Origin of the sequence: Actinoallomurus bryophytorum (assembly GCF_006716425.1) — a bacterium.
Classification (GTDB): domain Bacteria; phylum Actinomycetota; class Actinomycetes; order Streptosporangiales; family Streptosporangiaceae; genus Actinoallomurus; species Actinoallomurus bryophytorum.
This window is the reverse complement of sequence record NZ_VFOZ01000001.1, coordinates 6,980,793-7,005,134: the sequence shown is the minus strand read 5'-3', so window position 1 is coordinate 7,005,134 and position 24,342 is coordinate 6,980,793. Positions and strand designations below refer to the sequence as shown.

At 69.5% G+C, this 24,342-nt stretch carries 22 protein-coding genes; 11 read left to right on the top strand and 11 right to left on the bottom strand.

What is annotated here, in order from left to right:
• Positions 1 to 6: 6 nt before the first annotated feature.
• Together FB559_RS32545 and FB559_RS32540 are read right to left on the bottom strand one after the other, a co-directional pair.
• Positions 7 to 1,215 (bottom strand): cytochrome P450, encoded by a 1,209-nt coding sequence (locus tag FB559_RS32545; RefSeq protein ID WP_141960774.1) that lies wholly within the window; start codon positions 1,213 to 1,215, stop codon positions 7 to 9.
• 43 nt (positions 1,216 to 1,258) lie between these two features.
• Positions 1,259 to 1,810 carry a hypothetical protein gene (locus FB559_RS32540; RefSeq protein ID WP_141960773.1) on the bottom strand — a complete coding sequence of 184 codons (552 nt, stop codon included), beginning with the start codon at positions 1,808 to 1,810 and terminating at the stop codon, positions 1,259 to 1,261.
• Positions 1,811 to 2,174: 364 nt separating this feature from the next.
• On the opposite strand from FB559_RS32540, the gene FB559_RS32535 reads away from it, so the two are divergent.
• The 5 genes from FB559_RS32535 (at position 2,175) to FB559_RS32515 (ending at position 7,422) form a co-directional block, all read left to right on the top strand.
• Entirely contained in the window at positions 2,175 to 3,407 is a 1,233-nt protein-coding gene (locus tag FB559_RS32535; RefSeq protein ID WP_141960772.1) for a cytochrome P450 family protein, read from the top strand.
• A 71-nt stretch (positions 3,408 to 3,478) separates the two neighbouring features.
• Positions 3,479 to 4,414, top strand: a complete 936-nt coding sequence (locus FB559_RS32530) for an alpha/beta hydrolase (RefSeq protein WP_141960771.1) — start codon at positions 3,479 to 3,481, stop codon at positions 4,412 to 4,414.
• A gap of 32 nt (positions 4,415 to 4,446) precedes the next feature.
• Positions 4,447 to 5,241: a class I SAM-dependent methyltransferase gene (locus FB559_RS32525; protein WP_141960770.1), complete on the top strand. Its 795-nt coding sequence runs from the start codon at positions 4,447 to 4,449 to the stop codon at positions 5,239 to 5,241.
• Positions 5,238 to 6,173, top strand: coding sequence for a malate dehydrogenase (locus tag FB559_RS32520; RefSeq protein WP_141960769.1), 936 nt, complete (start codon positions 5,238 to 5,240; stop codon positions 6,171 to 6,173). Before FB559_RS32525 ends, FB559_RS32520 begins: the two co-directional genes overlap by 4 nt.
• A 79-nt stretch (positions 6,174 to 6,252) precedes the next feature.
• Positions 6,253 to 7,422 carry a cytochrome P450 gene (locus tag FB559_RS32515; RefSeq protein ID WP_141960768.1) on the top strand — a complete coding sequence of 390 codons (1,170 nt, stop codon included), beginning with the start codon at positions 6,253 to 6,255 and terminating at the stop codon, positions 7,420 to 7,422.
• Positions 7,423 to 7,433: 11 nt separating this feature from the next.
• Here FB559_RS32515 and FB559_RS32510 read toward each other — a convergent pair whose 3' ends face one another.
• Positions 7,434 to 8,363 (bottom strand): alpha/beta hydrolase, encoded by a 930-nt coding sequence (locus FB559_RS32510; RefSeq protein ID WP_185792508.1) that lies wholly within the window; start codon positions 8,361 to 8,363, stop codon positions 7,434 to 7,436.
• Between the two features lie 575 nt (positions 8,364 to 8,938).
• Between FB559_RS32510 and FB559_RS32505 the strand changes: the two genes are divergently transcribed.
• From FB559_RS32505 to FB559_RS44935, 4 genes are all read left to right on the top strand, one after another.
• Positions 8,939 to 11,695, top strand: a complete 2,757-nt coding sequence (locus FB559_RS32505; protein ID WP_221640287.1) for an ATP-binding protein — start codon at positions 8,939 to 8,941, stop codon at positions 11,693 to 11,695.
• Between the two features lie 81 nt (positions 11,696 to 11,776).
• Positions 11,777 to 12,466, top strand: coding sequence for an alpha/beta hydrolase (locus FB559_RS32500; protein ID WP_141960766.1), 690 nt, complete (start codon positions 11,777 to 11,779; stop codon positions 12,464 to 12,466).
• A gap of 87 nt (positions 12,467 to 12,553) precedes the next feature.
• Positions 12,554 to 14,149, top strand: a complete 1,596-nt coding sequence (locus FB559_RS32495; RefSeq protein WP_141960764.1) for an IS701 family transposase — start codon at positions 12,554 to 12,556, stop codon at positions 14,147 to 14,149.
• Positions 14,150 to 14,166: 17 nt separating this feature from the next.
• Entirely contained in the window at positions 14,167 to 14,403 is a 237-nt protein-coding gene (locus FB559_RS44935) for a hypothetical protein (RefSeq protein ID WP_221640286.1), read from the top strand.
• Here the strand turns inward: FB559_RS44935 and FB559_RS32485 are convergent.
• The 6 genes from FB559_RS32485 to FB559_RS32460 form a co-directional block, all read right to left on the bottom strand.
• Positions 14,400 to 15,419 carry an Lrp/AsnC family transcriptional regulator gene (locus FB559_RS32485; protein ID WP_141960762.1) on the bottom strand — a complete coding sequence of 340 codons (1,020 nt, stop codon included), beginning with the start codon at positions 15,417 to 15,419 and terminating at the stop codon, positions 14,400 to 14,402. The genes FB559_RS44935 and FB559_RS32485 overlap by 4 nt on opposite strands.
• Positions 15,420 to 15,443: 24 nt before the next feature.
• Positions 15,444 to 16,754, bottom strand: a complete 1,311-nt coding sequence (locus FB559_RS32480; RefSeq protein WP_141960760.1) for a multidrug effflux MFS transporter — start codon at positions 16,752 to 16,754, stop codon at positions 15,444 to 15,446.
• A 144-nt stretch (positions 16,755 to 16,898) separates the two neighbouring features.
• The gene (locus FB559_RS32475) at positions 16,899 to 17,132 is read right to left on the bottom strand and encodes a hypothetical protein (RefSeq protein WP_141960758.1); all 234 of its coding nucleotides are present in this window, start codon (positions 17,130 to 17,132) and stop codon (positions 16,899 to 16,901) included.
• A 184-nt stretch (positions 17,133 to 17,316) separates the two neighbouring features.
• Entirely contained in the window at positions 17,317 to 17,847 is a 531-nt protein-coding gene (gene accB / locus FB559_RS32470) for an acetyl-CoA carboxylase biotin carboxyl carrier protein (protein WP_141960757.1), read from the bottom strand.
• Positions 17,847 to 19,538 (bottom strand): acetyl-CoA carboxylase carboxyltransferase subunit alpha, encoded by a 1,692-nt coding sequence (locus FB559_RS32465; RefSeq protein WP_221640285.1) that lies wholly within the window; start codon positions 19,536 to 19,538, stop codon positions 17,847 to 17,849. Before FB559_RS32465 ends, accB begins: the two co-directional genes overlap by 1 nt.
• 5 nt (positions 19,539 to 19,543) lie before the next feature.
• Positions 19,544 to 19,867 carry a TcmI family type II polyketide cyclase gene (locus FB559_RS32460; RefSeq protein WP_141960755.1) on the bottom strand — a complete coding sequence of 108 codons (324 nt, stop codon included), beginning with the start codon at positions 19,865 to 19,867 and terminating at the stop codon, positions 19,544 to 19,546.
• Positions 19,868 to 20,341: 474 nt separating this feature from the next.
• Between FB559_RS32460 and FB559_RS32455 the strand changes: the two genes are divergently transcribed.
• Together FB559_RS32455 and FB559_RS32450 are read left to right on the top strand one after the other, a co-directional pair.
• Complete coding sequence (locus FB559_RS32455) at positions 20,342 to 20,839, top strand: cupin domain-containing protein (protein ID WP_141960753.1); 498 nt, start codon at positions 20,342 to 20,344, stop codon at positions 20,837 to 20,839.
• Between the two features lie 110 nt (positions 20,840 to 20,949).
• Positions 20,950 to 21,627, top strand: coding sequence for a response regulator (locus tag FB559_RS32450; protein WP_246122266.1), 678 nt, complete (start codon positions 20,950 to 20,952; stop codon positions 21,625 to 21,627).
• A 177-nt stretch (positions 21,628 to 21,804) separates the two neighbouring features.
• On the opposite strand, the gene FB559_RS32445 is transcribed toward FB559_RS32450, so the two are convergent.
• Positions 21,805 to 22,693, bottom strand: a protein-coding gene (locus FB559_RS32445; RefSeq protein ID WP_425455044.1) for an IS5 family transposase whose coding sequence is annotated in 2 segments (ribosomal slippage) — positions 21,805 to 22,300 and positions 22,299 to 22,693 — 891 coding nt in all. Because the reading frame shifts where the segments join, the coding sequence is not laid out codon by codon here.
• 167 nt (positions 22,694 to 22,860) lie between these two features.
• The gene (locus FB559_RS32440; RefSeq protein ID WP_185792507.1) at positions 22,861 to 24,069 is read right to left on the bottom strand and encodes an acyltransferase family protein; all 1,209 of its coding nucleotides are present in this window, start codon (positions 24,067 to 24,069) and stop codon (positions 22,861 to 22,863) included.
• Between the last annotated feature and the right edge of the window lie 273 nt (positions 24,070 to 24,342).

The following is a 24,342-nucleotide window of genomic DNA, read 5'->3' as shown; positions in this document are numbered from 1 at the left end:
AAGCTCCTAGATTCCTATCGTCAGCCGGACCGGGCCTCTCGCGACCCAGCCACGGCCCCAGTCGACGTCGAGCACGTCCCAGTCGGGGATCTCGTCCAGTATCCGGTTGAGCCAGATCGCCATCTCCAGCCGGGCGAGGCTGATGCCCAGGCAGTGGTGCATGCCGAATCCGAAGCCGAGATGTGAGCGCGGCGCACGGCGGACATCCAGGACGTCGGGATCCTCCCATCGCGCCGGATCCCTGTTCGCCGCGCCCTGCAGTACGAGAATCGTCTCGCCGTCCGGGATCCGTACCCCCGAGATCAGCCCCTTCCCATCGCGTGCCACCCGCCAGCCCACGTGGATCACCGACATCCACCGGTGGATCTCCTCCAGCGCACGCGGAATGAGATCGCGGTTCTCCAGCAGAACGCGCCGCTGGTCCGGGAATCGCGCCAGCGCGTACAACGTCGTCGCCATGAGTTTGGCGGTGGTCTCGTTACCGGCGAACACCAGCTGCGCCGCCGAGGCCGTCATCTCCTGGGCGGTCATCTCGTTGGACAGGGGCGAGTCGACCATCTGGCCGATGAGGTCGGCGGGACAGCCCGACCGGCGTCCCGCGAACATCATGGTGGTCAGGTACTCGTTGAGGGCGGCGGTGGCCTCCATGCCCAGGCGGAGGTTCTCCGCGCCTTGCGGACTGGAGTCCGTCGCCCCTTCGGCGGCCTTGACCATGCCATCGCTCCAGTCGCTGAACTGGGGATGGTCGGCCGCCGGAATGCCGAGCATGCGGGCGATCACCAGGGTGGGGACCGGCCTGGTCATCTCCGCCACCACGTCGACCCGCTCGCCCGAACGCAGCCGCTCGGTCACCGAGGCCAGGCAGGTGTCGACCACCTCAGTGATCATGTCCCGCTGGGGTGCGATGCCGCGACGTGTGAAGGTCTCAGCCCAGATGCCGCGCGTCTGATCGTGTCGGTCCACGTCCATGCTCATGATCGTCTCGCCGCCGAACATCGACCGGAAGAATTCCGGCGGTGAGAAGAACGCATGAGAATCCGAGAACACCGTCAGGCATTCTTCGTAGCGTGCGATGACGTACTGCTGGAGATCCTCGTGATAGCTGACCGGGCCTAATTCCCGCAGCGCGCGCAGTGCCGGGTAAGGATCGTCGATGAAGCCCTGCTCCTGGAAGTCAAGCCGGGTCCCGTGCACTCCTGGCTCCCGTTCGATCATCTACGAACTCCATCTCATCCGTGACCCCGCAGGTCGAGCGGGATCAGCCTGCCTGCCACACCGGTTCGGCGTCGCCGGGGGCGAACAACGTCGCGAGGGCCTGATGCCGGGTCAACCGGCTCAGCGCGCCCGGCGGAGCCGTGGCGTCGAGGATGTGCGCCACCAGTTCCGGTTCGGGCGCGAGGCGATGGCGTTTCAGGTAGTACGCCACCGCCTCCGGCCAGACCCACCGGCCGTCCGAACGGAAGCCGACCGGCACCGCGGCCACCCGGTCGGCGTCGAGCAGGTCGTCCATTGCGCCCGGCGCGTCGAAGACGACCTCTCCCGAACGCAGATAGGCCAGCACCCGCTCCCCCACCGGGCCGTCCAGCCGGGGATGATCCGGACGGAAGAACGGTCCCCGGTCGCGGTCCGCCCCGTCGAACGTGCGCGCCAGCCGTAGAGAAGTCCGGACCGCATTCCGTACCACGGCCCCGGCCGCGAGGGCCGCGTCCTGGTACGGAGCCGGCACCGCCCCGTCGTCGAAGACCTCGACCCTCGGCGTGCCGGAATCCACCTCGGCGAGCGCGGCGATCAGATGGTCCGCCACTGTCATCGCTTGCTCCTCTGTCCTTCCACCGCTGTAGCCGGCTTCGTGCCGCCGGCCACAGCGGTCCCTCTTCCCTTTGGTAGGGGCTGTTCCGCCGGAGTCCCTGCTCCTGACGAACCCCTCCATGGGTACTTACGGCCGGCGTCCCCCGCCGGGATCAATCCAGGAACCTCGTTGGAAAGGACGGCAAGGAGCGACGCCGAGAACCATTCGGGTCCGCCGATGCGTATTGAGGACATGAGAGCTGACGACGCAGGGCCGCGTTCTCCTGACCGAGCGCCGGTGACCCGGCCTCCTTCGGCACGTCGACGCGACGCCGCTCCGCGCCCGAAGCCCTGACACCCCGCCGCCCCAGTGAGGGGAGCACCGCATGCCGTCCTCGTCCCAGCCCACATGTCCCGTTCTCGATCCCACCGCCCGTGCGACGCACGCGGAGGCCGCCGCGTTGCGTGCCCAGGGACCGGCCGTGCTCGTCGAGCTTCCGGGGCCCGTTCACGCGTGGTCGGTCACCCGGTACAACGTCATCCAGGCGCTGACCCGCGACCCGCGCGTCTCGCGCGACGCCCGCCGGCACTGGCCCGGTCTGGCCGACGTACCCGAAGGCTGGCCCCTGGCCCCCATCGTCTTCATGCAGAGCTTCTTCAACGCCTACGGTGAGGAACACCGCAGGTTCCGGCACCGCATCGCCCCATCGTTCTCGCCGCGGCGGGTCGCGCAGATGCGTCCGCAGATCCAGGCGACCGCTGACCACCTGGTCGAGGCGCTCGCCGCCCTGCCGCCTGGGACGACGGTCGACGTACGGCAGGGCCTGGCGCTGCCGCTGGCCATGACCGTCATCTGCGACCTGTTCGGTGTCCCCGACCACATGCGCGGAAAACTCGGTGCGGCGATCCACGCCGTCCTGGATCCGTCCGTCGACCCGGAGCAGGCGGTGGCCATTCAAGCCGAAGTCCACAGCCGGTTCACCGAGTTGCTGCGGTACAAGAGGGAGCATCCGGCCGCCGATCTGGCCAGCGACCTGCTCCGGTCCGCGGAGGCCGGCGAGGAGCCCATGCCGGAACCCGTGCTGCTCGACACCCTGTTCCTGGTGATCGGCGCGGGCTACGAGACCGCCGTCAACCTCATCACCAGCGCCGTCGGAATTCTGCTCGCCGACCCCGGCAGTCTCGCCCGGGTCCGCGAGGGAACGATCGGCTGGCAGGACATCGTCGAGGAATCCCTGCGGTACGAGGGCCCCGCCATGCACATGCCGATGCGCTTCGCCATCGAGGACATCGATCTCGGCGAAGGCGTCGTCATCCGCAAGGGCGATCCGATCATCATCGGCTTCGCCGCCGCCGGACGCGACCCGGAGGTTCATCCGCACTGCCCGGAAAGCTTCGACCCGACACGCGCCAGCAAGGAGCACCTCGCGTTCGGTGACGGACCCCACTTCTGCCTCGGGGCGCACCTCGGGCGGCTTGAGACCGAGATCGCCCTGGCCACGCTGTTCACCCGCCTGCCCGACCTCGCCCTCGCCCGTCCCGGGGACCAGCCCGCCCGCCTGCCGTCGTTCGTCGCCAACGGCCTCGCCGATCTGAACGTCGTCCCCCATCCGGTGTGACCTCCGGGCGGTCGATCCGTCACCCGCCGGCGCGCCGCACGCTCCGTCCCTCCCCCGAAAGGAGCACTGCAATGATCGATCGGACCGAGGTGCGCATCGGCTGCACCTCCCCACTCGGCACCGAATGGTCGGTGGCCGGCTGGCTCACCGTCCCGGAGTCCCCTGCCCGCAACGAGCTCCAGATCCTTCTGCACGGCGGCGGCTACGACCACCGGTACTGGGACTGGCCGCTGGACCGCGAGACCTACTCCTACGTCGAACACTGCCGCCGTGCCGGGCACGCCACGCTGGCCATCGACCGCGTCGGATCAGGTGCCAGCTCCCGGCCACCGGGCCGGCTCAACAGCGTCCACGCACAGGCCGGCGCCCTGCACCAGATCGTCACCGCCGCACGCGACGGCAGCCTCGCGGGGAGGGCCTTCGACCGCGTCGTCCTGGTGGGTCATTCGTTCGGCTCGACCGTGGCCGGCGCGGAGGCCGGCAGCCACAAGGATGTCGACGCCGTGGTCTTCACCGGGCACGTGGGCATCGATTCCGGGGCGCGGGACGATGACCCCCGGTCCGCGCTCATATTCCACAACGTCACCGACGATCCGGTGGTGGCACACCTGTACGGCCTTGTCGACGACGGGTACCTCACCCTCAGGCCGGAGGCCCGGGTCCCCACGTTCTACGTGGCCGAGAACACCGATCCGCGGGTCCTGGACCTGGACGAGAAGATCAAGGGCGTCATGACCCTGGGCGAGATATCCGACATGGGCACCGCCGCCGACGCGTGGAACCTCATCGACGCTCCCGTGCTCGCCATGGTCGGAGAGAACGACGTGCTGATGTTCGACCACGACATCGAGATCGACACCTACCAGGCCGTCAACCGGGTGAAGGGAAAGGCCCCCGAGCATTTCAGCTTCCAGGTCGTCCCGGCCACCGGTCACAACATCAACCTGCACCGCAACGCCCGCACCAGCTACGAACTCATCCTGCACTGGCTCGACTCCCTGGTCTGACGAGCCATGCGATCGTTTGGGCGGTAAGGCTCATGCATTCTTATGTGTTTGCCAATGACGGCGACCGTGAGTGCCGCCGTCTCCAGGGTCTGGCTGGTCTGCTCGACCCCCTGCACCGTAGAGCCCTGGAGGCCGCGGGGATCGGTTCTGGATGGCACGCCCTCGAACTCGGCGCGGGGCTGGGCACCGTCTCCGACTGGATCGCGACCCGGGTGGGGCCGGCAGGTCGCGTGCTGGCCACCGATCTGGACACCAGGTTTCTGTCCCAGGCGCGCCACCCGGACAACGTCGTCATCGACAGGCTCGACGCGGTGGACGACCCGCTGCCGGAGTCGGCGTTCGACCTCATCACCGTTCGCGCGCTTCTTCACCACCTGCCTGAATGGCGGCAGGTGATCAAGAAGTGCGGCGTCGCGCTGAAGCCCGGCGGATCGCTGCTGATCGTCGAGCCCGATGCGACCAGCAGCATGCTCAACGCCGTACCACCGCACCACCGTTTCTGGTCGGCGTGGTGCCGGTGGGGCCGCCGCGAAGGCATCGACTTCCGGCTCGGCCACAAGCTGGCGGGCGCGATGCACGACGCCGGCCTCGAGGTCGCCGACACCGTGATGGAAGTGCCCTTCTACCACGGTGGATCCGCGTGGGCGGGGTTCTACTCGCAGACCGTCGACGCGGCCGGGCCGCGACTGGGCCGGGCTATCGACCCCGGCCTCGTCACCGCGTTCCACGAGGCATCGGCCGACCCCGGCGCGTTCATGTGCTCGTTCGGCTGGATCGCCGCGTCCGGGCGGCGCACGCCCGGCGCATCCCGAGGAGGCGCTCGATGAGCCCCACCAAGGTCACCATCGTCGGCGGCTACGGCGGCGTCGGGTCGGCCCTCGCCTACACCCTGCTGACCTCGGCCGACCCATGCGAGGTGACGCTGCTCGGGCGTCGCAGCCCGTACGTCGCCTGCCAGCTGATGGACCTGGGCGGCGTGACCCCGTTCGGGGACACGGCGGTACGGAGCGGCGACATCGACGACTTCGCGGACAGCGACGTGGTCGTGATCACCGCCTCCGTTCCCTTCGAACCCCTGGCCTCGCGTCTGGACTTCCTGTCCCGCAACATCGAGGTCCTGCGCCCGTACTTCCGCGCGCTCGCCGAGCTGCCCGCGGACTGGTCCGGCCACGTCATCGTCGTGACCAACCCCGTCGATCCCCTGACCACCTGGCTCGGCCATGCCGCGCGGATCGACCGCCACCAGCTCCTGGGCTACTCCTGGAACGACAGCCTCCGTCTGCGAATCGCCGTCGGGCAGGCCCTCGGCGCCCACGCCTCCGACGTCGTCGGCTGGGTGGTCGGCGAGCATGGCGATGGGTGCGTGCCGCTGTTCGACCGCATCCGCGTGGGCGGGGTGCCCGTGCGGCTGTCTCCGGAGCAACAGCGGTCCGTCAGCGCTGAGATCAGGGGCTGGTACGCGCGCTGGGCGGCGCTCGGCGTCGCCCGCACGACCGCCTGGACCACGGCGGCCGGCGTGGCCCGCATGATTCACGACCTCGCCTCGCGTGCGTTGTCGGACTGGTGCGCCGCCGTGCCGCTTCACGGCGAATACGACATCGACGGCGTCGCCATCGGTGTACCGATCACCATCGGCTCGAACCACGTGTCGCCTGTTCACGAATGGCAGCTCGCGCAGCACGACGGGTACGCGCTGCATCATGCCGCGGATGTGATCCGCCGGCACGCGTACCAGTGCGACGACGCACTCGCGCTCTGAGCCGGTCATGACAGCGCGGAGAGGTGGCCGGGATGCCTTGTCCTGAACCACCGCTCGTATCGAGAGAGGGCCCGACAACATGACCGCACAATCTCGCGGGTGGGAGTTCGACCACATCGACCCATGGCTGGCGCCGCGTATGCACGAGGTGTTCGCGGAGGTCCGGGAGGGCTGCCCGGTCGTGCACAGCACCAGGTACGGGGGGTTCTGGGCGGTGCTGACTCACGGGGCCGTCAAGGAGGTGACCGGCGATCCGCACACCTACAGCAGTGCCGATGGCGCCTCGATCCCCAGAGTCCATGGCATCCTGTCGCCGCCGATCGCCTTCGACCCGCCCGAGCACACCGCGTACCGCAGGATCATTCAGCGGCAGTTCACCCGGCAGGGTGCGGCTCGCTACGAACCGCTTCTGCGCCGGCTGGTGCGGGACCGGCTCACCGAACTGATCGAGCAGGGCAGCGCCGATCTCGTTCCCACGCTGGCCCGCTACCTGCCGCCGATGGCGATCGCCGTGATTCTCGGGCTACCGCCCGAAGACGGCGAGCAGTTCGTGGAGTGGACGACCCGGCTCCTGACGACGGCGGCCACGGGCGATCACGCGGAGAACGAGCGGGTGACGCAGGAGTTCGCGACATACATCTCCGGCCACCTCGACCGCGACGACGACGAGACCGTCATCAGTGTGATCAACACGGGCCGGTTCGACGGAAGGCCGCTCACCCCCGAGGAGAAGCTCGGCATGATCTTACTGCTGGTCGCGGCGGGGCATGAGACCACCGTCCACGGTATCGGCACGATGATCTACCACGTGGCCACCGTCGACGGCCTCAAGGACCGGCTGATCGCCGACCCGGCGCTCATCCCGAGCATGATCGACGAAAGCCTGCGCATGGAGGCTCCGGTGGCCACCCTGTCCCGCACCGTACGCGGAGGCACCGAGCTGGCCGGGCAGACACTGGAGGACGGGGAACGCACCCTGCTCGTGTTCGGCTCCGCCAACCACGACCCGGCCGTCTTCGACCGGCCGGAGGAGTTCGTCTGCCCTCGAGACCGCAACCCGCACGTGGCATTCGGCTCCGGCATCCACCGCTGCATCGGCGAGCACCTCGCCCTGCTGGAAATGCGCATCGTCGCCGAAGAACTTCTCGCCATGGCGCCCGGATACCGCATCGCCGACGGCTACGAACCCGACTGGAGGAGCGGTCCGGTGACCCGCGGCCTCACCACGCTGCCGGTCACCTTTCACTAGGGCTCATATGCTCAGCCGAGGGGGAACTCGGCGGTCAGCCAGGTGTCCTCGGCGGCGAAACCGGCCGTGTTGTTGTAGGACAGGCCGATGTCATGGCCCGCGCCCTTTTGCACGTACACCTGCAGCGAGGACGCCACTTTCCAGTGGGGAGCCTGGCTGCGCATGACCCGTTCGCTCGTGGAGCAGTCCACCCCGGTCAGTCCGCAGAAGAAGACGTCGTGTTCACCCAACACGAGAAGCACGGGCCCGGTGATCCGCTCGATGGGGCGGTCGAGCACCAGTGGCCGGACGAATGTCGCCAGTTCGCCGGCCGTGTAGGTCTGCTTGAGCCGCTCGTCCTCGGCGAGCACGGCCGGGTCGTAGGTACCCGCCTGGTAGAAGAAGGCGCGGGTGCCCGGCCGGGTGGTCAGGTAACCGGGGTCGAATCGCCGGCCGGCGAACGCCGGATCGAGCAGGGCACTGTAACTTCGCGCGACCAGACCGGCCGTCGGCACCGGTTTCGTCAGGCCGGCCAACCAGCCGGTGGCGATGATCCCGTCGGCGTCGTGGTGTTCGCTCAGCTCCAGCTCGGAGAGCAGGGTGCCGAAGGAGTGGCCGACCAGCACGACGTGGGGGTAGGCGCCACCCGGGAAAGCGGACGAGCGGACGGCCTGTACGACCTGGTGCAGGGTGTCCGCGTCGGTGTCGACGGTGGTCAGTGCGCTGAGCGGATGCGAGCTCCGGCCGACGCCGATACGGTCGATCGCCAGTGCGGCGTATCCCCGGGCGACGGTGTGCTTCACGTAGGAGTACCGGCCGCCGAACCCGGGCAGGTCCCAGTAGTTGTGGTCGTAGGTGGTCCCGTGGACAAGTACCTGGATCACGCGCGGGCGGGATCCCGCCGGCGTGCAGAGCTCGCCGTAGATGCGCTGGTTCTTCGCTCCTCCCGGTGTGAACGACACCGGAATGTGAACATCCCGACAGGTGGCGCCTGCCGCAGCGCTCGCACGCGCCGGAATGGCGACCGAGGCGGCCATCAGGGCCGCGAGCGCTACTAGCGCCCTCATGCGAGATCGGGAAGCTCCGGAATCGATTGGCATTTATCCGCCCTCTCGGTCGGCAGGCCGTCACGGAAATCCCCGAGGCCCAATGGGCCGGAATTGCTCCTGCCATTGAGAAGGTATAACCCTGCCATGAATGGCACCACCGCGATCGGGTGCCGTGCCAGAGAACCAGTCATTTGACTGAACCTGGCCGACGGCCCGGCTACCTAACCTGTGAGAGGGAGGCCTCCACCGACCAGTCCGCCCGCGGTTCGACGCCACCGCGGGGGCCTCGCGGAAAGTGGCGAGCGAATGAACTGCCCGAGAACGTAGACGGTTCGCCCGTCAAGGGCGAACATGACGGACATGTGTACTGACCGGGCAGACGAACGGGGCGTCCGGTGAGCCGGCCTGAAGATGCCCGGCCCGCGAACCGCGCCCCCACGCCGGGCGTACCGTCAGGTTCGGCGCAGCCCGGCGATGTGATGCCGCTGGTGGGGCGAGACGAGGACGTCGCAACGGTACGCGCGTTCGTCGACCAGGTCGCGGCTTACGGCGGCGCCCTGGTGATCTCCGGTGATGCCGGCGTCGGCAAGTCCGCGCTGGCCGAAGCGGCCGGCTCCTACGCCGTCTCGGCCGGGTTGCGGCTGCTGCGCGCCGCCGGCGCACAGTTCGAAGCGAACGTCAGCTTCGCCGGCCTGCACCAGGTGTTGTTTCCGCTGCTGGGCGGCCACCTCGACCAACTGGACGATGTGCAGCGTATGGCGCTGCGCAGCGCCCTCGGACTGCACAAGGGCGTGGCGCCGGATCGGATGACGATCTCCCACGCGGCGCTGGAACTGCTCACGCGAGCCGCCGGCACCACTCCGATCCTGATCGTCGTCGACGACCTGCCCTGGCTGGACCAGGTCAGCACCCTGGTGCTGGGATTCATCGCCCGCAGAGCCGCCGGGACGAAGGTGGGCTTCCTCGCCACCGCGCGTACCGGCGAGGACGGTTTCTTAGACCGCTCCGGCATCCGCGCACATGACCTCCGGCCGCTGTCCGACGCCTCGGCGGAAGTCCTCCTCGGCAATCGGTACCCGGCTCTCGGCCTCCGTTCGCGGCGCCGGCTGCTGGAGGAGGCTCAGGGCAACCCCCTGGCACTGCTGGAGCTGCCGATCGCGCTGACCTCACAGCACGCCGACCGTACGGGCACCGGCACGCTGCCACTGACGCACCGCCTCCAGGAAGTGTTCGCCGCGCGTATCCGCGGCCTGCCGACGCGGACCCGTCACGCGCTCCTGCTGGCCGTCCTGGACGGGACCGGGGACCTGAACGTCCTGCGGTACGGCGAACCAGGATCGGAGGCAGCCGACCTGGTGACGGCCGATCGATCACACGTGATCTCCATTCACGGCGCGACCGCCCGCCTGTCGTTTCGTCACCCGCTGATCCGGTCGGCCGTCGTGGAGCTCGCCACCGACGACGAACGCCGGCGTGCCCACCAGATCCTTGCCGAGCGACGGGCGGACGAGCCGGCTCGGCGTGCCTGGCACCTGGCGGAGGCGTGCACCGGGCCGGACGAGGAGGTGGCCGCGCTGCTGCAGGAGGTCGCCCACACGAACCTGTTCCGCGGCGACTCGCTGAGCGCCATCACCCAGTTGCTCAGGGCGGCCGATATCAGCCCCGCCGGCACCGACCGCTCCAGCCGCCTGGCGGAGGCCGCCTATCTGGGCGCCATCGTCACCGGCGATCTGCGTGAGGTGCCGGCCCTGATGGACGCCGCCCGCCGAGCCGATCCACAACACGGCGGCTCGCTCGCCGGAGCCGTCGCCGGCGCGTACCACCTGCTGAACGAGACCGGCGACATCGACAACGCCCATCGCCTGCTCGTCGGCGCCATCGAGGCGCTCCCGGAGCCGGGCGACGCCCACAACAAGCCGCTGATCGAGGGCCTCTACACCCTGCTCATGGTGGCGTTCTTCGGCGGGCGGCCGGAGCTGTGGCCGGCGTTCCACACCGCCGTCGACCGGCTACGGCCGCAAACGCCGCACTTGCTGTCGATCCTGGCCAACGCCTTCAGTGACCCCGCCCGGCGCGCCCAGCCCGTGCTCGGTCAGCTGGACGCCTTGATCGGCCGGCTGCCCACGGAGACGAGCCCGGCGCGCATCGTTCGCACCGCCATCGCCGGCAGCTACCTCGACCGCGTCGGCGACTGCCGCGAGCCGCTGTGGCGAGCCGTGCGTCACGGCCGTGAAGGCGGCGCGGTGACGTCCGCCATCGAAGCGCTGTTCCTGCTCGGCAACGACGCCTACTTCGCCGGACGATGGGACGAGGTTCAGGTGCTGACCGACGAGGGCGTCGCCCTGTGCGAGGCCCACAACTACTCGCTGCTGCGGTGGACCGGCCGGTTCCTGCAGGCCCTGGTCGCCACCGGCCGCGGCGACCAGGCCACGAGCCGGTCCCTGACCGAAGAGATGAGCCGCTGGGCGGCACCCCGCCGGGCCGGCCTCGTGTCCGCCTACGCGTGGCACGTCAAGACCTTCGCCGCTCTGTCCCAGGGCGACTTCGACGAGGCGTACCGGTGCGCCGGTGCCGTCAGCCCGGCCGGGCAGCTGGCCTCGCATGTTCCCAACGCCCTGTGGCTGGTCATGGAGCTGGTGGAGGCGGCGGCCCGATCCGGCCGTCCCGCCGAGGCCGCCGCCCACGTCGCGGCCGCGCAGGAGGCGCACCTCGCCGAGCTGTCGTCCCGCCTCGCACTCACCGTCGCCGGTGCCGCCGCCATGGCGGCGGCCGACGATGATCACCGGGACCTGTTCGAACAGGCGCTGCGCACGCCGGACGCCGACCGGTGGCCCTTCGACCTGGCGCGCATCCGCCTGGCGTACGGCGAACGACTCCGGCGCACCAAGTCCCCGTCCGACGCTCGCGTCCATCTCAGCGACGCCGCGGACGCCTTCGAGCACCTCGGCGCCCGGCCGTGGGCGGCACGGGCGGCACGCGAACTGCGCGCCACCGGCATCCAGCGCGAGCGGCCCACCTCCACCAGCGACGCGGGTCTCACCGCGCAGCAGCGCCAGATCGCCCAGCTGGCGGCGGCGGGCCTGTCGAACAAGCAGATCGGCGAGCGCCTGTTCCTGTCCTCGCGCACCGTCGGCTACCACCTGTACCAGATCTTCCCCAAGCTGGGCGTCACCTCCCGCGCCGCGTTGCGCGACGCGCTCGCCGACCTGCCCGAGACCGACACCGACACGACCTCGCCGGGCTGACCAGTCATTCGACAGACGCTAGCCACCGCCCCTAACTCTTAACGTCGTTTCCAGATCCACTCAACGAGGGACTGGAGACCGATGAACACGGCACGCAATATCGTCCTCGTACACGGCGGCTTCGTCGACGGCTCCGGCTGGCAGCAGGTCTACCGGCTGCTACGCCAGGACGGCTTCAACGTCAGCATCGTGCAGAACCCGACACTGTCGCTCGAAGGCGATGCCGAGGCCACTTGCCGCGTCCTGCAGCGCCAGGACGGCCCCACGGTGCTGGTCGGTCACTCCTACGGCGGAGCGGTCATCACCGAGGCCGGGCTCCATCCCTCCGTTGTGGCGCTGGTCTACATCGCCGCCTTCGCCCCGGACAAGAGCGAATCGGTGAACACGCTCATCGCCGACCCACCTCCCGGTGCGCCGGTACCCCCGATCCTGCCGCCCCAGGACGGCTTCCTCTTCCTCGACCGTGCGGAGTTCCCCGCCTCCTTCGCCGGTGACGTGCCGCTGCAGGAGGCGGAGTTCATGGCCGACTCGCAGGTCCCCTGGGGCATGGACGCCCTCGCCGGCGCGGTCAGCGAGCCCGCATGGCGCCAGAAGCCCAGCTGGTACCTGGTCGCCACCGACGACCGGATGATCCCCCCGCCCGCGCAGCACGCCATGGCCGAACGCGCCGGCGCCACGGTGGCCGAGGTATCCGCCAGCCACTCCGTCTACCTGTCCCAGCCACAGGCGGTCGCCGACCTGATCAAGCAGGCCGCCACGGCGCCCCGCTGAGTCCCTCCGCGGCGGCATCCCGGGCCGCGGGGTACCGCCGGCACGCCCTCATGACGCCACAAAAGACCGGACTGGAGAGCCCCGCCAATGGACACTCAAGTTCTCGAACATGATGTATCCCCGGCGGACGCCGCATGCTCGGCCGGGTCCGACCCCAGCCGGCTCGTCACCTCGCTCTACATCCAGCATCGCTCGGCGCTCCTCGCCTATGTCACCAAAATGCTGTCCGATCCGTACCAGGCCGAAGACGTCGTCCAGGAGACGATGGTGCGGGCCTGGCGGAACGCCGACCGGCTCACGCCCGAGCGCGGCTCCATAGCCGCCTGGCTGAAACGGGTCGCACACAACGTCGCCGTGGACAAGCTCCGGGCTCGCCGGGCACGGCCGCCGGAAACTCTCGTGGCCGACACACCCACGCGAATGCTGCCCGACCACTCCGACGACGTGGTGGAGTCCATGTTCGTCAGACGCGCCCTCGAACGCCTCGCGCCGGCGCATCGCGCCGCATTAGTCGAGGTCTACTTCGCCGACCGCACAGCGGCACAGGCCGCCAAGGCACTCGGCATACCGGTCGGAACCGTGAAGTCCCGTGTCCACCACGCCCTTCGCAACCTGCGGCTCCACCTCGAAGAGCAACTGACGGAGTCGCTGGAAACGGCCGAGGAGAACGGCGCGGAGGTGGCCGGAGACGCACGGTCCGATCTGATGCGGCGGTTGTCGAACGGCGCCCAGGAGGATCCGCGGCTGCGGCGGGAGAACCTGCGCGGGTCCGTGGTCGAACGGTTCGGCGACACCGGCGGCGTGCTCGTGGTGGATGAGGCCGGATCCTCCAGAATGGGCACCCTCCCGACCGTGTCCCAGCGACCGCGCGGCGGGCCAGCCGGCCGGGGAGTGTTCCTGGCGTACGCGACCGCGCGTGGCCGCGCATTGATCGACGCGGAGTTGTACCTGCCCAAGTCATTGACCGGCGACCGGAGGCAGTGCGAGAAGGCCGGCGTCCCGGCGGACGTGGGTTTCGCGACCAAACTGGAACTGGCCCAGGCGATGATCCGCCGGGCCGTGGACGGCGGGGTCGCGGCGCGATGGGTGACCGCCGATGAGGCCTACGGCCAGGGCCACAAGTTCCGCCGCTATCTGGAACGGCGCCACCTGGGCTATGTGGTCGCGATACCGCGGACTCAGCCGCTGGGAACCGACATCGACGATGGCGGCACCGGTCTGCGGGCCGACCAGATCACCGCCGGCGCCCCGGGGCATGCCTGGAAGCGCCTGTCCGCGGGCAAGGGAGCGCAGTCCCATGACTGGGCCATGGCCACCTTGCCGCCTCACTCGGACGACGTCGGAGCGGGTGAGTTCTTCGCCCGATGGCTACTGGTCCGTCGTTCCCCGCCCGCACTCGGCGAGGCCACTCCCGAACTGGCCTACCACCTGTGCTACGGACCGGCCGGCACGCCCTTGGCCGAGCTGGTGCGCATCGCAGGGACGCGCTCGGCCATCGAGGAGTGCTTCGCCGCGGTCAGGAACGAAGTCGGCTTGGACCAGATCCCCGGCTACGACGCCTGGCACCGCCGCGTCACCCTCGCGATGCTCGCCCACGCCCCCGTGGCCGCCGCCCGCGCTCCGAAAGCGGAGACCTCGCCCGTCCCACCCGCGCCTAGGCCCGCCGTCGCCTGGGAGACCTGACCAGCACGATCTCCGCGATGCTGTTACCCGCGGCGTTCGTGGCCGGCACGGCGGCGCTGGTGCGTGACCACCGGCCCACGCTGACGGCCGCGCAGGTACGGCAGCGCCTGGAGACCACCGCGGACCACCCGACCGGGCGGCTTCCGGACCCGTCGCTGGCGGGCTGCGCCGGCCTGGGCTGTCTCCTCATTGCCGCGATCCGGCGGGGCCGCGGCCGGCAGCCCGGCACGCTGGATGGACCGAGCACGGACTAAGGGAAGCCCGACAGCCGATCGCCCTTGATGAGGGTGTTGAACTGCTTCAGCTGCCGCAGGACCGGGGAGACCTCCAGGCTCTGAACACCCCGCAGCGCGCCGATGCGGTCGGTGACGAAGCCGAAGAGGTCCTGCAGGTCACGGCAGTTCACGGCGGCGTGCACGTTGTGCACGCCGGAGATCGCGGCGGCGAACGCGACCTCCGGCATCAGGCTGAGCTCCCTGCCGACCGCGCGGACCGCGTCCGGGGCCACCTGAAGCCAGAGGTCCGCGAGCGTGGTGAAGCCGAGGGCGGCCCGCGACAGCTCGACGTCGAGCTGGACGACGCCCGTCTCGATCAGGGCACGTACGCGCCGGGCGGTCCGCGCCGGGCTGATGCCGGCGGCCGTGGCCAGGTCGGCGTGACTGGCTCGGCCGTCGGCCGCGAGCCCGAGCAGGATCGCCTGGTCGTGCGGCTGGAGGCTCAGGTCGGCGGACGATGGCGGGCGGACCGGATCGGCGGGGCGGAGCGCGCGGGCCTCGGCCTCCGTCAGTGCCTGGTCGAGCACGGTCCAGTCCTGCCGGCCGACGGTGGTGAAGACATGCATGATCACCGACGCTTTGAGGCTGAGTACGGTGGCGACACGGGGCAGCAGCTCGACCAGGAGGTGTTCCCGGTCCTCTCGTGAGCGTGAACGCACCACGCACGTCACCTCGGAGCCCGCGGCGTTGAGCGACACCCAGCTGACATCGTCGCGCAACGCGAGGGCCTCGGCGACGGCCGGCGTGCCGTCGGGCCGGCACTGCACACGTACGATCCACTCGCTCTGTCCCAGCACACTCGGGTCCACGATGCCCACCACGCGTAGCACCCCGGACCGCCGCAGCCGGCGGTACCGGCGTGCGACGGTGGCCTCCGAGACGCCGAGCACGGTACTCAGCCGCGCGAATCCTTCGCGCGGGGACAACTGCAGGGCGCGGATGAGGCGGTGGTCGTCCAGGTCCAGCCGGCCTGATCCCGCCGTCGAAGCCGTCATCTCAGGGATCCTCCGATGGCCGTCTCATCCGTTCGTGGTCAGGCGCCACGGGCGTACGACCGCGACGAGGACCACGACCGCGATGGCCAACGTGAGGGCGATGACGGACGCCATGGCGGCCGGTCCGGTACCGATCACTCCGACCAGTGGAGCGGTGACCGCTCCGATGCCGAACTGCAGGGCGCCCAGCAGGGCCGCGGCCGTACCGGCGACCTCGCCGTGGCGAGAAAGGGCGAGCGCGGACGCGTTGGGCAGCGTGAAGCCGACCGTGAAGAGTACGAGCCACAGTGGCACGAACGTACCGGCCATGCCGCCGAAGCCGGTGGTGGCGCACGTCAGCAGGAGACCGCCGGCGACCGCGGCGGCGGCGAACGAGCGGGTCATAACCTGCGTCGGCGATCGACGGCGGAGCAGGCGCACGTTGAGCCGGCCGGCGAGCACCAGGCCGAGCGCACCGAGGCCGAAGGCATAGCCGAACTCCTGTTCGCTCATGCCGAAGTGGCCTTGGAACACGAACGGCGAGCCGGACACGAAGGCGAAGATCGTGCTCATCGCCAGGCCCGCCAGCAGGATCAGGCCGACGAAGGCCCGGTCGCCGAGCAGTCGCGTGAAGTCCCGGAGCGTACTCGGCAGGCCGCCCGTGCGCCGCCGTTCATCCGGCAGTGTCTCGGGCAGGGCGTACGCCGCGGCGACGATGATGACCAGGCTCAGAACGGCGAGGACGGCGAAGACACCGCGCCATGAGGACCGGGCGAGCACGATGCCGCCGAGCGTGGGAGCCAGGATCGGCGACACCCCCAGGACGAGCATGAGCCGGGACAGCAGTCCGGCCACGGCGGCACCGTCGAACAGGTCGCGGACGATCGCCATGGTGATCACCGTGGAGGTGGCGGCGCCGAGGCCCTGCGACACACGCAGGACGTCGAGCACCGCCAGGTCCGGCGCGAGCAGGCAGAGCGCCGACGCGACGATGTGCACCGTCACACCGGCCAGCAGCGGAGTCCGTCGCCCGATCGCGTCCGAGAGCGGCCCGACGAGCACCTGGCCGAGCGCGAGCCCGGCCAGCGCACCGGTCAGCGTGAGCTGTACCGCGGCCGGGGAGGCGTGCAGCTCGCTCGTGATGGCCGGGAGTGCGGGCAGGTACATGTCCGTCGTCAACGGGCCGAGCGCCACCAGCGAGCCGAGCAGCAGCACGAGCCCAAGCCGCCCGCCGTAGGGCTCCGTGCTTCCCGGCGCGGCCGAAGGTCCGTGGGAGAGGCGACGTGCCGCCACGACGGCTCCGGCGTCCTTGGATGAGGACCTCGGCGGTCCTGCGAGTTCCTTCTCAACGTCCATGGCCGAAGCATCGCGCCACTGACCGGGGCCATCCCGTCACCGGCGGCGCGGACGGCCGGATCACCGACCGTTCTCCACCGCGAGCGTCCATTTCCCTCACCCTCCACCCGGCGAGTCGTCGAAATCCGCCGACCCGCGTGGACGTCAGCCCCACCCCTCGCCTGAAGCCGTCGACGCCCCGCCGGCCGTGGCGCCGTCCGCGAGGGCATCACGGGGGATGCTCTGCCCGGCGGAGGATGCCGGAACCTCGGCGGCGGACCGGCTCAGCGCGCTCAGCCCGTCGTCCGGACGCTTGGCCGGCGTCGGTGTCGGCGTCGTGCGGGTCACCGTCGGGATGTCCGTGACGTTGTCCACCGTCTCCGGCCGGGCGCTTCCCACATCTCCTCCCGCGCCGCCATCACCGGGACGTCCCTAACGAGACACGGCCGGCGGCGACGCTGGAGTTCAACCGGGGGCGGGCCCCTTCCGCCTCGGCGTGGAAGAACCGGGTCGACTCCTCCTCGCCGATGTCCGGGTACGACGGCGGCCGCTCCCTCCGCTCGTCAGTGGCCGGCCTGCCCGGTCAGGCGCTGCCGTTGTACGCGGCGGCGTTGACCGTGGCAAGGGTGATCAGGGGCTGGCCGAACTCGACCGCCTCCGCGTTGTCGGCGTGCAGTTCGGTGACGACACCGGCGATCTCCGCGACGATCGGGTTCATCAGCTTCATCGCCTCGACGATGCCGACCACCTGGCCGGACGTGATGGTGTCGCCGACGGTGACGAACGCGTCGGCGCCCGGCTCCGGGCCCGTGTAGAAGGTGCCCACCATGGGCGAGGTGACGGTGTGGAAGCCCGCCGGCGGCGTGGCGGCCTCGGGCGGCGATGCCGAGCCGTGGCCGTTGACGGATGTCGCCACCACGGCGATGCCGCCGGAGGCGGGCGGGTCCACCGCCGGGGCCGCCGCCGACTCCTGCCACTCGACCTCGATCAGGGTGTCGCCGGAGCACACGCGGATACGGCGTAGCGGAGTCGGGAGCTCCTCGGCAAGCATCCGCGTGTGCTCCCGAAGCTCGGCGAGCACGTGCCGTTCGTGGGTATGCGGATCTTCCTGCATCAGGTCGTCATCCCCTCGGCGTCGTTGACGCGGACCGCGTCCTGTCCGTATCGGCGGAAGCGTGCGCGCCGCTCCTCCACGAGCCGGTCCGTCTTCGTGGCCGGCAGCGCCGCGAGGGTCTCCAGCAGGGCGCGGCGCAGCCGCTCGGCCGTCGCCGTCCGGTCGAGATGGGCTCCACCCGGCGGCTCCGGCACGACGCCGTCGACGATGCCCATGCTCAGCAGCTCCCGTGCGGTGATCCGCAGGGCGCGGGCCGCGGTCGGACCGGCCGACGGAGTGTTCCACAGGATCGAGGAGCACCCCTCGGGGCTGATGACCGAGTAGGTGGCGTTCTCGAGCATCAGCACCCGGTCGGCGACGGACAGGGCGAGCGCTCCGCCGCTGCCGCCCTCGCCGGTCACGATCGTGACGATCGGCGTGCGCAGACCGGACATCTCCTGGATGTTCTGCGCGATGGCGATGGACTGGCCGTGTTCCTCGGCGGCCACACCCGGGTAGGCGCCCGGTGTGTCGACGAGCGTGAGGATCGGCAGCTCCAGGCCGGCGGCGAGACGCATCACGCGCAGCGCCTTCCGGTACCCCTCGGGCTGGGCCATGCCGAAGTTCCGGGCGACCAGGTCCTTGGTGTTGTGACCCTTCTGGTGGCCGATGACGGCGAGCCGCAGGTCGCCGATCCGCGCGAGGCCGGCGACGATCGCCGGGCAGTCGCCCTGCATCCGGTCGCCGTGCAGCTCGATGAAAGAGGTGAAGATGTCGCTGATGTAGTCGAGCGTCGTCGGCCGGTCCGGGTGCCGGGCCAGCTTCACGATCTCCCAGGGGTCACGGGCGGCGATCAGCTGCGGGTCGTCGACCACGACGGGGTCCGCGGCGGGCACGTTCGCTCCGCCCGGCCCTGCCACGTCGAGGAGCCGCAGCAGCCAGCTGCGGAGTGTCCGCCGGTCGGCGACGATGTCGAGCTGTCCGTGCCGCATCAGGAACCGCGCGGTCTGGAAGCCTTCCGGTAGCTCCTGCTTGATGGTCTGCCGGATCACGCGGGGGCCGGCGAAGCCCATACGGGCACCGCTCTCGGCGATCAGTACGTCGGTGTTGCCCGCGAAGGACGCGGCCACGCCACCGTACGTCGGGTCGGTGATGACGCTGACGCTCAGCAGCCCGGCCTCGCGCAGCTCGGCGATCGCCTGGCTGGTCTTGGCCATCTGCATGAGGGACAGGACGCCCTCCTGCATCCGGGCCCCGCCCGAGGTCGTGACGATGACGAGCGGGAACCGCTCGCGCAACGCCGTCTCGGCGGTACACGTGATGAGCTCGCCGACGGCCGTGCCGAGACTGCCCCCCATGAACCCGAAGTCCATGACCGCCATCGCGACCGGGCGATCACCGATGCGGGCGGTGCCGCAGAGCACCGCCTCGTCGAGGCCGGTGCTCGCCCGCGCGTCCGCCAGCCGTTCGGGATAGGGCCGGGTGTCGCTGAACCCGAGGACGTCGGAGGTGACGACGGTGACGGGCAGCGGGGTGAAGGAGCCGGGGTCGACCAGCTGTTCGATGCGCTGCCTCGCGGTGAGGCGGCTGTGATGGCCGCACTCCGGGCAGACCTGGAGGTTCCTCGTCAGCCGCTTGCTGTAGAGCAGGTGGCCACAGGACGTGCAGCGCACCCACGTCGTCCCGGCGGCCGGGAGCGCGGAAATGGTCACTTCGTTCACTCCTCCGGCTCCCAGCTGTAGAAGCAGGACGCGACGGCGTCCTGAGGGGAGCGCCAGGTGGGAAGGTACGGCGAGATGAAGGGCTCGAGCCGCTTGCTGATCCGGGCGAACTCCGGTTCCTTGCGGGCGGTGTTCAAGGTGGCCGGTGGCGGCTCGGCGGACTCGAGCAGGTGCACGTACAAATTTCCGAGGCTATACAGCGAACGGTGTCTAATTTTGGCCACTCTTGGGAGTTCTGTCCTATCTGACTCGGTCCAGATCTCCGCGACCTCGTGTTCCGTTCCCGGCACGATTTTGGCCACTATCAAACTCCGGTACATGTGCCACCTCTCTGGCTTGGCGGGGGTTTTTCGCTACGCGGCACCGCACGCGGTCACGTTCCCTTATCGCGCCCGGTATCAGAACATCCGCGGCCGTCATCGGTCGGCCGGCCCGGCGGTGGCCCAGCCCGGTTCGCCGGGCGGAAAACGTCGTCCGAAGGCCGATCACGCGAGTCTCCCTGCGATGCGAATGACCCGTCATGGTGACTCCTCGGCGTGACTTGACGTGCCGTCAGTCTCGCGCCGGGATCGTCCCGATGGCATGAGCCAACTGTCCTTTCGGCGCCGGAATCTGCACCGGCCGGGATGGGACGCGGGGGTGGTCACCCGCTGTTCCGGCCCCGGTCCCGGGCCGGCCGGGATACGGGAGACGGCCGTCCGGGTCTTTTCCTGCGGCCGGCGGGACTCCGTGCTCACGACGCGGGCCGTACGGCCGGGAGATAGTCGGCCTCGGTGCGACGTCGAGGAGGACCCATGAGCCCACCGTTCCGTGCCGCATCGGAGGAGGGCCGTGCCATCTGGCACATGGGCGCCCTGATGCAGTTCAAGGCGACCGGCGAGGATACCGACGGCCTGTTCTGGCTGGCCGAGCACAGGTCCGCTCGCGGTTATACCGCGCCGGTACGCCGGCACACGCGAGAGGACGAGCTCTACATCGTTCTCGAGGGCGAGATCACGGTGGAGGTCGACGGCAAGTCCTACCCGACCCCGGCCGGCTCGGTGGCGTACGCGCCCCGCGGCCTGCCGCACACGTTCCGGGTGGAGTCCGAGACGGTCCGCTTCCTGATCTTCGCCACGCCTGCCGGTTTCGAACGCTGGTTCCTCGACACCGGCCGTCCCGCCGAATCCCTGACGATCCCGCCGCCCGTCACCGAGGTTCCCGACATCGGTCGCCTCGTCGCGTCACTGGCGGCGTACGGCGTGGAAGTGCTCGGTATGCCGCCGGGCATTGGCGAACCGCCCGGGCACTGAACCATTACCCGAAGCACGGACTTGGCTACGGTCCGCCACTGGAAAACCGCTCCCGTATTTCGATGTGTACTTTTGTCGCGTCCGCAGTAATGCTGTATACAGCTCCATCTGTGAGGCGACCTCAGGGAATGGTGACTATGCCGACCGAATGTCCCATACGCGTCCTGATTGCAGATGATCATCCGGTTTTCCTGATGGGTTTGAAGATAGCGCTCGACGCCATCCCCGAGGTCGAGGTCGTGGCTGAGGCAAGAAACGGCAAGTCCGCGGTCGAACAGGCACGCAGATTACTGCCCGATATCGTGCTGATGGACGTGGACATGCCGCAGATGAACGGGATCGCCGCCACCAGGGCGATCATGGCGGAACGCCCGCGCAGTGCCGTCCTCATCCTGACCATCGTCGACGACCTCGACTCGGTCATGGCCGCCATGCGTGCCGGCGCGCGGGGCTACCTGCTCAAAGGCGCCGGCCTGGAGGACATCGTCCGGGCGGTCAAGGCCGTCGGCCAGGGTGAAGCGATCTTCGGTTCGCAGATCGCGAACCGCATCGTCGACCACATCGCCAAGCCGGTTCAGCTGGCCGTCCCGTTCCCCGAGCTCACCGACCGGGAGCGCGACGTGCTCCGTCTGGTCGCCGAGGGGCAGCCCAACTCCGTGATCGCGCGCGAGCTGGACCTCTCCATCAAGACGGTACGCAACTATCTGTCCCGTATCTTCTGCAAACTCCAGGTGACCCACCGCACCGAGGCCGCGATCCGCGCCCGCCGCGCGGGGCTCGGGGAGTGACGGCAGGGCGTGTCTGACAAATCCTGTTCGTAGCGAGCGGCGTCCAGGTGGTGCGTCGCAAGGCGGAGGAGGGAGTCAGCCTGGTGTTGGCTGGCGACCGACGACAACGCGGCGAGGCGCCGCCTGGACGCCGCGCAGTAGGACGAGGGTTTGTCAGACACGCCCTAGAGCCTGTCCTCAAAGCCATATGAGCAGGGTGGCCAGGTCGATCATCCCTTGGTAGGACTGGGCGGTCTTGTCATAGCGGGTGGCGATGGCGCGGTACTGCTTGAGGCGGCCGAAGCAGCGTTCGACGACGTTGCGCCGGCGGTAGACGCGGGGGTCGAAGGCGGGTGGCCGGCCCCCTTGTGAGCCGCGGCGCCGACGGCCGGCTTGCTGGTCGACTCGTTCGGGGATGGTCGCAGCGATACCACGGCGGCGCAGGTAGGCGCGGATCGCGCGGGAGCTGTAACCCTTATCGGCGATCACCCGCACCGGACGCCGCCAAGGCCGCCCGGGCCGCTGCGCGGGGTGACGGCGGATGCAGATCCCGGCCATCACCTGCTCGAACATGGTGCAGTCATTGACGTTCCCGCCCGTCAGCACGACCGACAGGGGCCGACCGTGACCATCACAGGCAAGATGGATCTTTGTCGTGACACCGCCCCGGGACCGGCCGATAGCATGATCAACTGGTTCGGCCTGCCCGACCGGCGATTGTGCCCCCTGTGCGGCCGGCCGCCAGACGACGGGCTCCGGCGGCGTGCTGATGGGCCCGCACGATGGAGGAATCCACCGACACCTCCCGGTCCAGTTCATCGATCGCCTCGGCGATCACCTGCGCCTTAGAGACCAGCATCGTGAGCGTGCCGTTACGAGACCAGCGCCAAAACCGGTTGTAGACCGTCTTCCACGGCCCGTACCGCTCCGGCAGATCCCGCCAGGCCACCCCGGTCTTGGCCTTGAACAACATCCCATTGATCACCCGCCGGTCATCCACCCGCGGCCGCCCAGCAGCACCCGAAACAGGCAGCAACGGCTCAATCACCTGCCACTGCTCATCACTCAACTCATGCCTACGCACCACAAACCAAGATCAAACCAGACCAACCCAGCCAGCTTTGAGGACACGCCCTAGCACCGGAGGGGCAAGAGTCATGCCCCGTCCCGGTGCGCCTCCTCGACGCGACCTGGACGGCGCCCGCTGTTCGTCGATGGCGCCGCCCAGGTGCGGTCTTCTCGCTTTCCGGTCGTTCAGGCGGGCGCCTCGCTACGGGCGAAGTGCCGGCGGAAGAAGCTCCGCAGCCGAACCTCGATCGGGCGTTCGAAGAAGTGATGGACCAGCCCGGAGAACGCCAGCGCGATGGCGAAGGAGACGATCGCCCAGGTGATGTTGCCGTACGTGGGCTTGGGCGGCTGGAAGAAGAACTCGGTCATCGAGTGCTTGTGGAACACCGCCAACGCGACCAGGTACAGCGTCAGGTAGTGGAAGAGGAAGAACGCGTAGGACCAGTTGCCGAAGGTGACCATCGGCCGGGAGGACAGCCAGGTGCGGCGGCCGGAGAGCTCACGGGTGGCGACGGACGCGATGAGCAGGGTGATCAGCGGCATGCACACCGGGTCGAGGGCGTCGACGATGGTGTTGCTCCGCCAGGCGGCGTCGTGGAAGTAGTACATGACCCCGAGCGCGGCGACCAGCAGGCCGAAGACGGCCCACACCGGAACGGGGCTGCGCCAGCCCTTGCGCAGAGCCGCGGCCGCCACCACGCCGAGGAGGAACTCGTGCAGGCGTGCCGGGGGCGACATCGTGCCGTAGACGAACGCCGTGGCGGCGGAGGGGGTCAGCCCCGCGGACGGCGGATAGGCCACCCACAGCGCCACCTTGATCCCCCAGCCGAGGAGGACGAGCGCGGCGGCCAGGTAGCCGAGCTGGCGGATGGTGCGGTTCACGAACAGACGGACGACCAAGGGGAAGATCGCATAGTAGAACGCCTCGACCGACACCGGCCACGACACCGTGTTCGGCGAGTTCAAGATCCCGTTCTGGAACCAGGCGTGGATGAGCAGGGCGCTGGCGGCTCCCAGCCAGAGCGTCTCGGAGACCTTGGAATGCTCGGAGATGCCGAGCGCGATGGCGACCCCGATCACGGCCGACAGGAGCGCCAGCGGCCAGACGCGCGCGATGCGACGCCCGTAGAACCAGGCCGCCGTGTCCGTACTCTTGAACGTCCAGGTGAGCACGAAGCCGGAAAGCAAGAAGAAGTAGCCGACGCTCGCGCCCCCGAGCTCGAACACCGCATGCATGTGCGTGACCGGGAAGAAGACGTTGAGATGGGCCAGGAAGATGGTGAACGCCGCCACGGCGCGTAGCCCGGTCAGGGCGTACAGCTGAGAGCCGGGACCGCGCGGAGGCTGGCTGGTGGGCTTGAGTGTCGGCGGCGGTTCGATGGGGGTCGTCGTCATTTGCAATGCCCTAACTACTACTGCGGAGGGTGGACTCGCGAGGTAGCGGGCGACCTCGAAGTCATGGTGGCCTGCGGCTCCCCGATGCCGAGGCCGACAGCGATTGGATATAAAGAGAGTTACGCGGCACAGTCCCGACGACGTCATTCACGGGTCCCAGCGGGCATGGGAATTTGCCCAAGCCGACTGGGATCCCTGGCGGTCGGGGGGCGACGGGCGCGGCCACCCTCCGGTCAGATACGGCCGCCACCATCGGCCGTGGGGAGAGACCGG

Bases quoted from the DNA above. Each gene is read 5' to 3' on its own strand.
- FB559_RS32495 (WP_141960764.1), top strand. From the start codon at position 12,554: ATGGACACTCAAGTTCTCGAACATGATGTATCCCCGGCGGACGCCGCA.
- FB559_RS32500 (WP_141960766.1), top strand. From the start codon at position 11,777: ATGAACACGGCACGCAATATCGTCCTCGTACACGGCGGCTTCGTCGAC.
- FB559_RS32440 (WP_185792507.1), bottom strand. From the start codon at position 24,069: ATGACGACGACCCCCATCGAACCGCCGCCGACACTCAAGCCCACCAGC.
- FB559_RS44935 (WP_221640286.1), top strand. From the start codon at position 14,167: ATGCTGTTACCCGCGGCGTTCGTGGCCGGCACGGCGGCGCTGGTGCGT.
- FB559_RS32460 (WP_141960755.1), bottom strand. From the start codon at position 19,867: ATGTACCGGAGTTTGATAGTGGCCAAAATCGTGCCGGGAACGGAACAC.
- FB559_RS32485 (WP_141960762.1), bottom strand. From the start codon at position 15,419: ATGACGGCTTCGACGGCGGGATCAGGCCGGCTGGACCTGGACGACCAC.
- accB (WP_141960757.1), bottom strand. From the start codon at position 17,847: ATGCAGGAAGATCCGCATACCCACGAACGGCACGTGCTCGCCGAGCTT.
- FB559_RS32530 (WP_141960771.1), top strand. From the start codon at position 3,479: ATGATCGATCGGACCGAGGTGCGCATCGGCTGCACCTCCCCACTCGGC.
- FB559_RS32535 (WP_141960772.1), top strand. From the start codon at position 2,175: ATGCCGTCCTCGTCCCAGCCCACATGTCCCGTTCTCGATCCCACCGCC.
- FB559_RS32525 (WP_141960770.1), top strand. From the start codon at position 4,447: ATGCATTCTTATGTGTTTGCCAATGACGGCGACCGTGAGTGCCGCCGT.
- FB559_RS32455 (WP_141960753.1), top strand. From the start codon at position 20,342: ATGAGCCCACCGTTCCGTGCCGCATCGGAGGAGGGCCGTGCCATCTGG.
- FB559_RS32545 (WP_141960774.1), bottom strand. From the start codon at position 1,215: ATGATCGAACGGGAGCCAGGAGTGCACGGGACCCGGCTTGACTTCCAG.
- FB559_RS32520 (WP_141960769.1), top strand. From the start codon at position 5,238: ATGAGCCCCACCAAGGTCACCATCGTCGGCGGCTACGGCGGCGTCGGG.
- FB559_RS32540 (WP_141960773.1), bottom strand. From the start codon at position 1,810: ATGACAGTGGCGGACCATCTGATCGCCGCGCTCGCCGAGGTGGATTCC.
- FB559_RS32515 (WP_141960768.1), top strand. From the start codon at position 6,253: ATGACCGCACAATCTCGCGGGTGGGAGTTCGACCACATCGACCCATGG.
- FB559_RS32480 (WP_141960760.1), bottom strand. From the start codon at position 16,754: ATGGACGTTGAGAAGGAACTCGCAGGACCGCCGAGGTCCTCATCCAAG.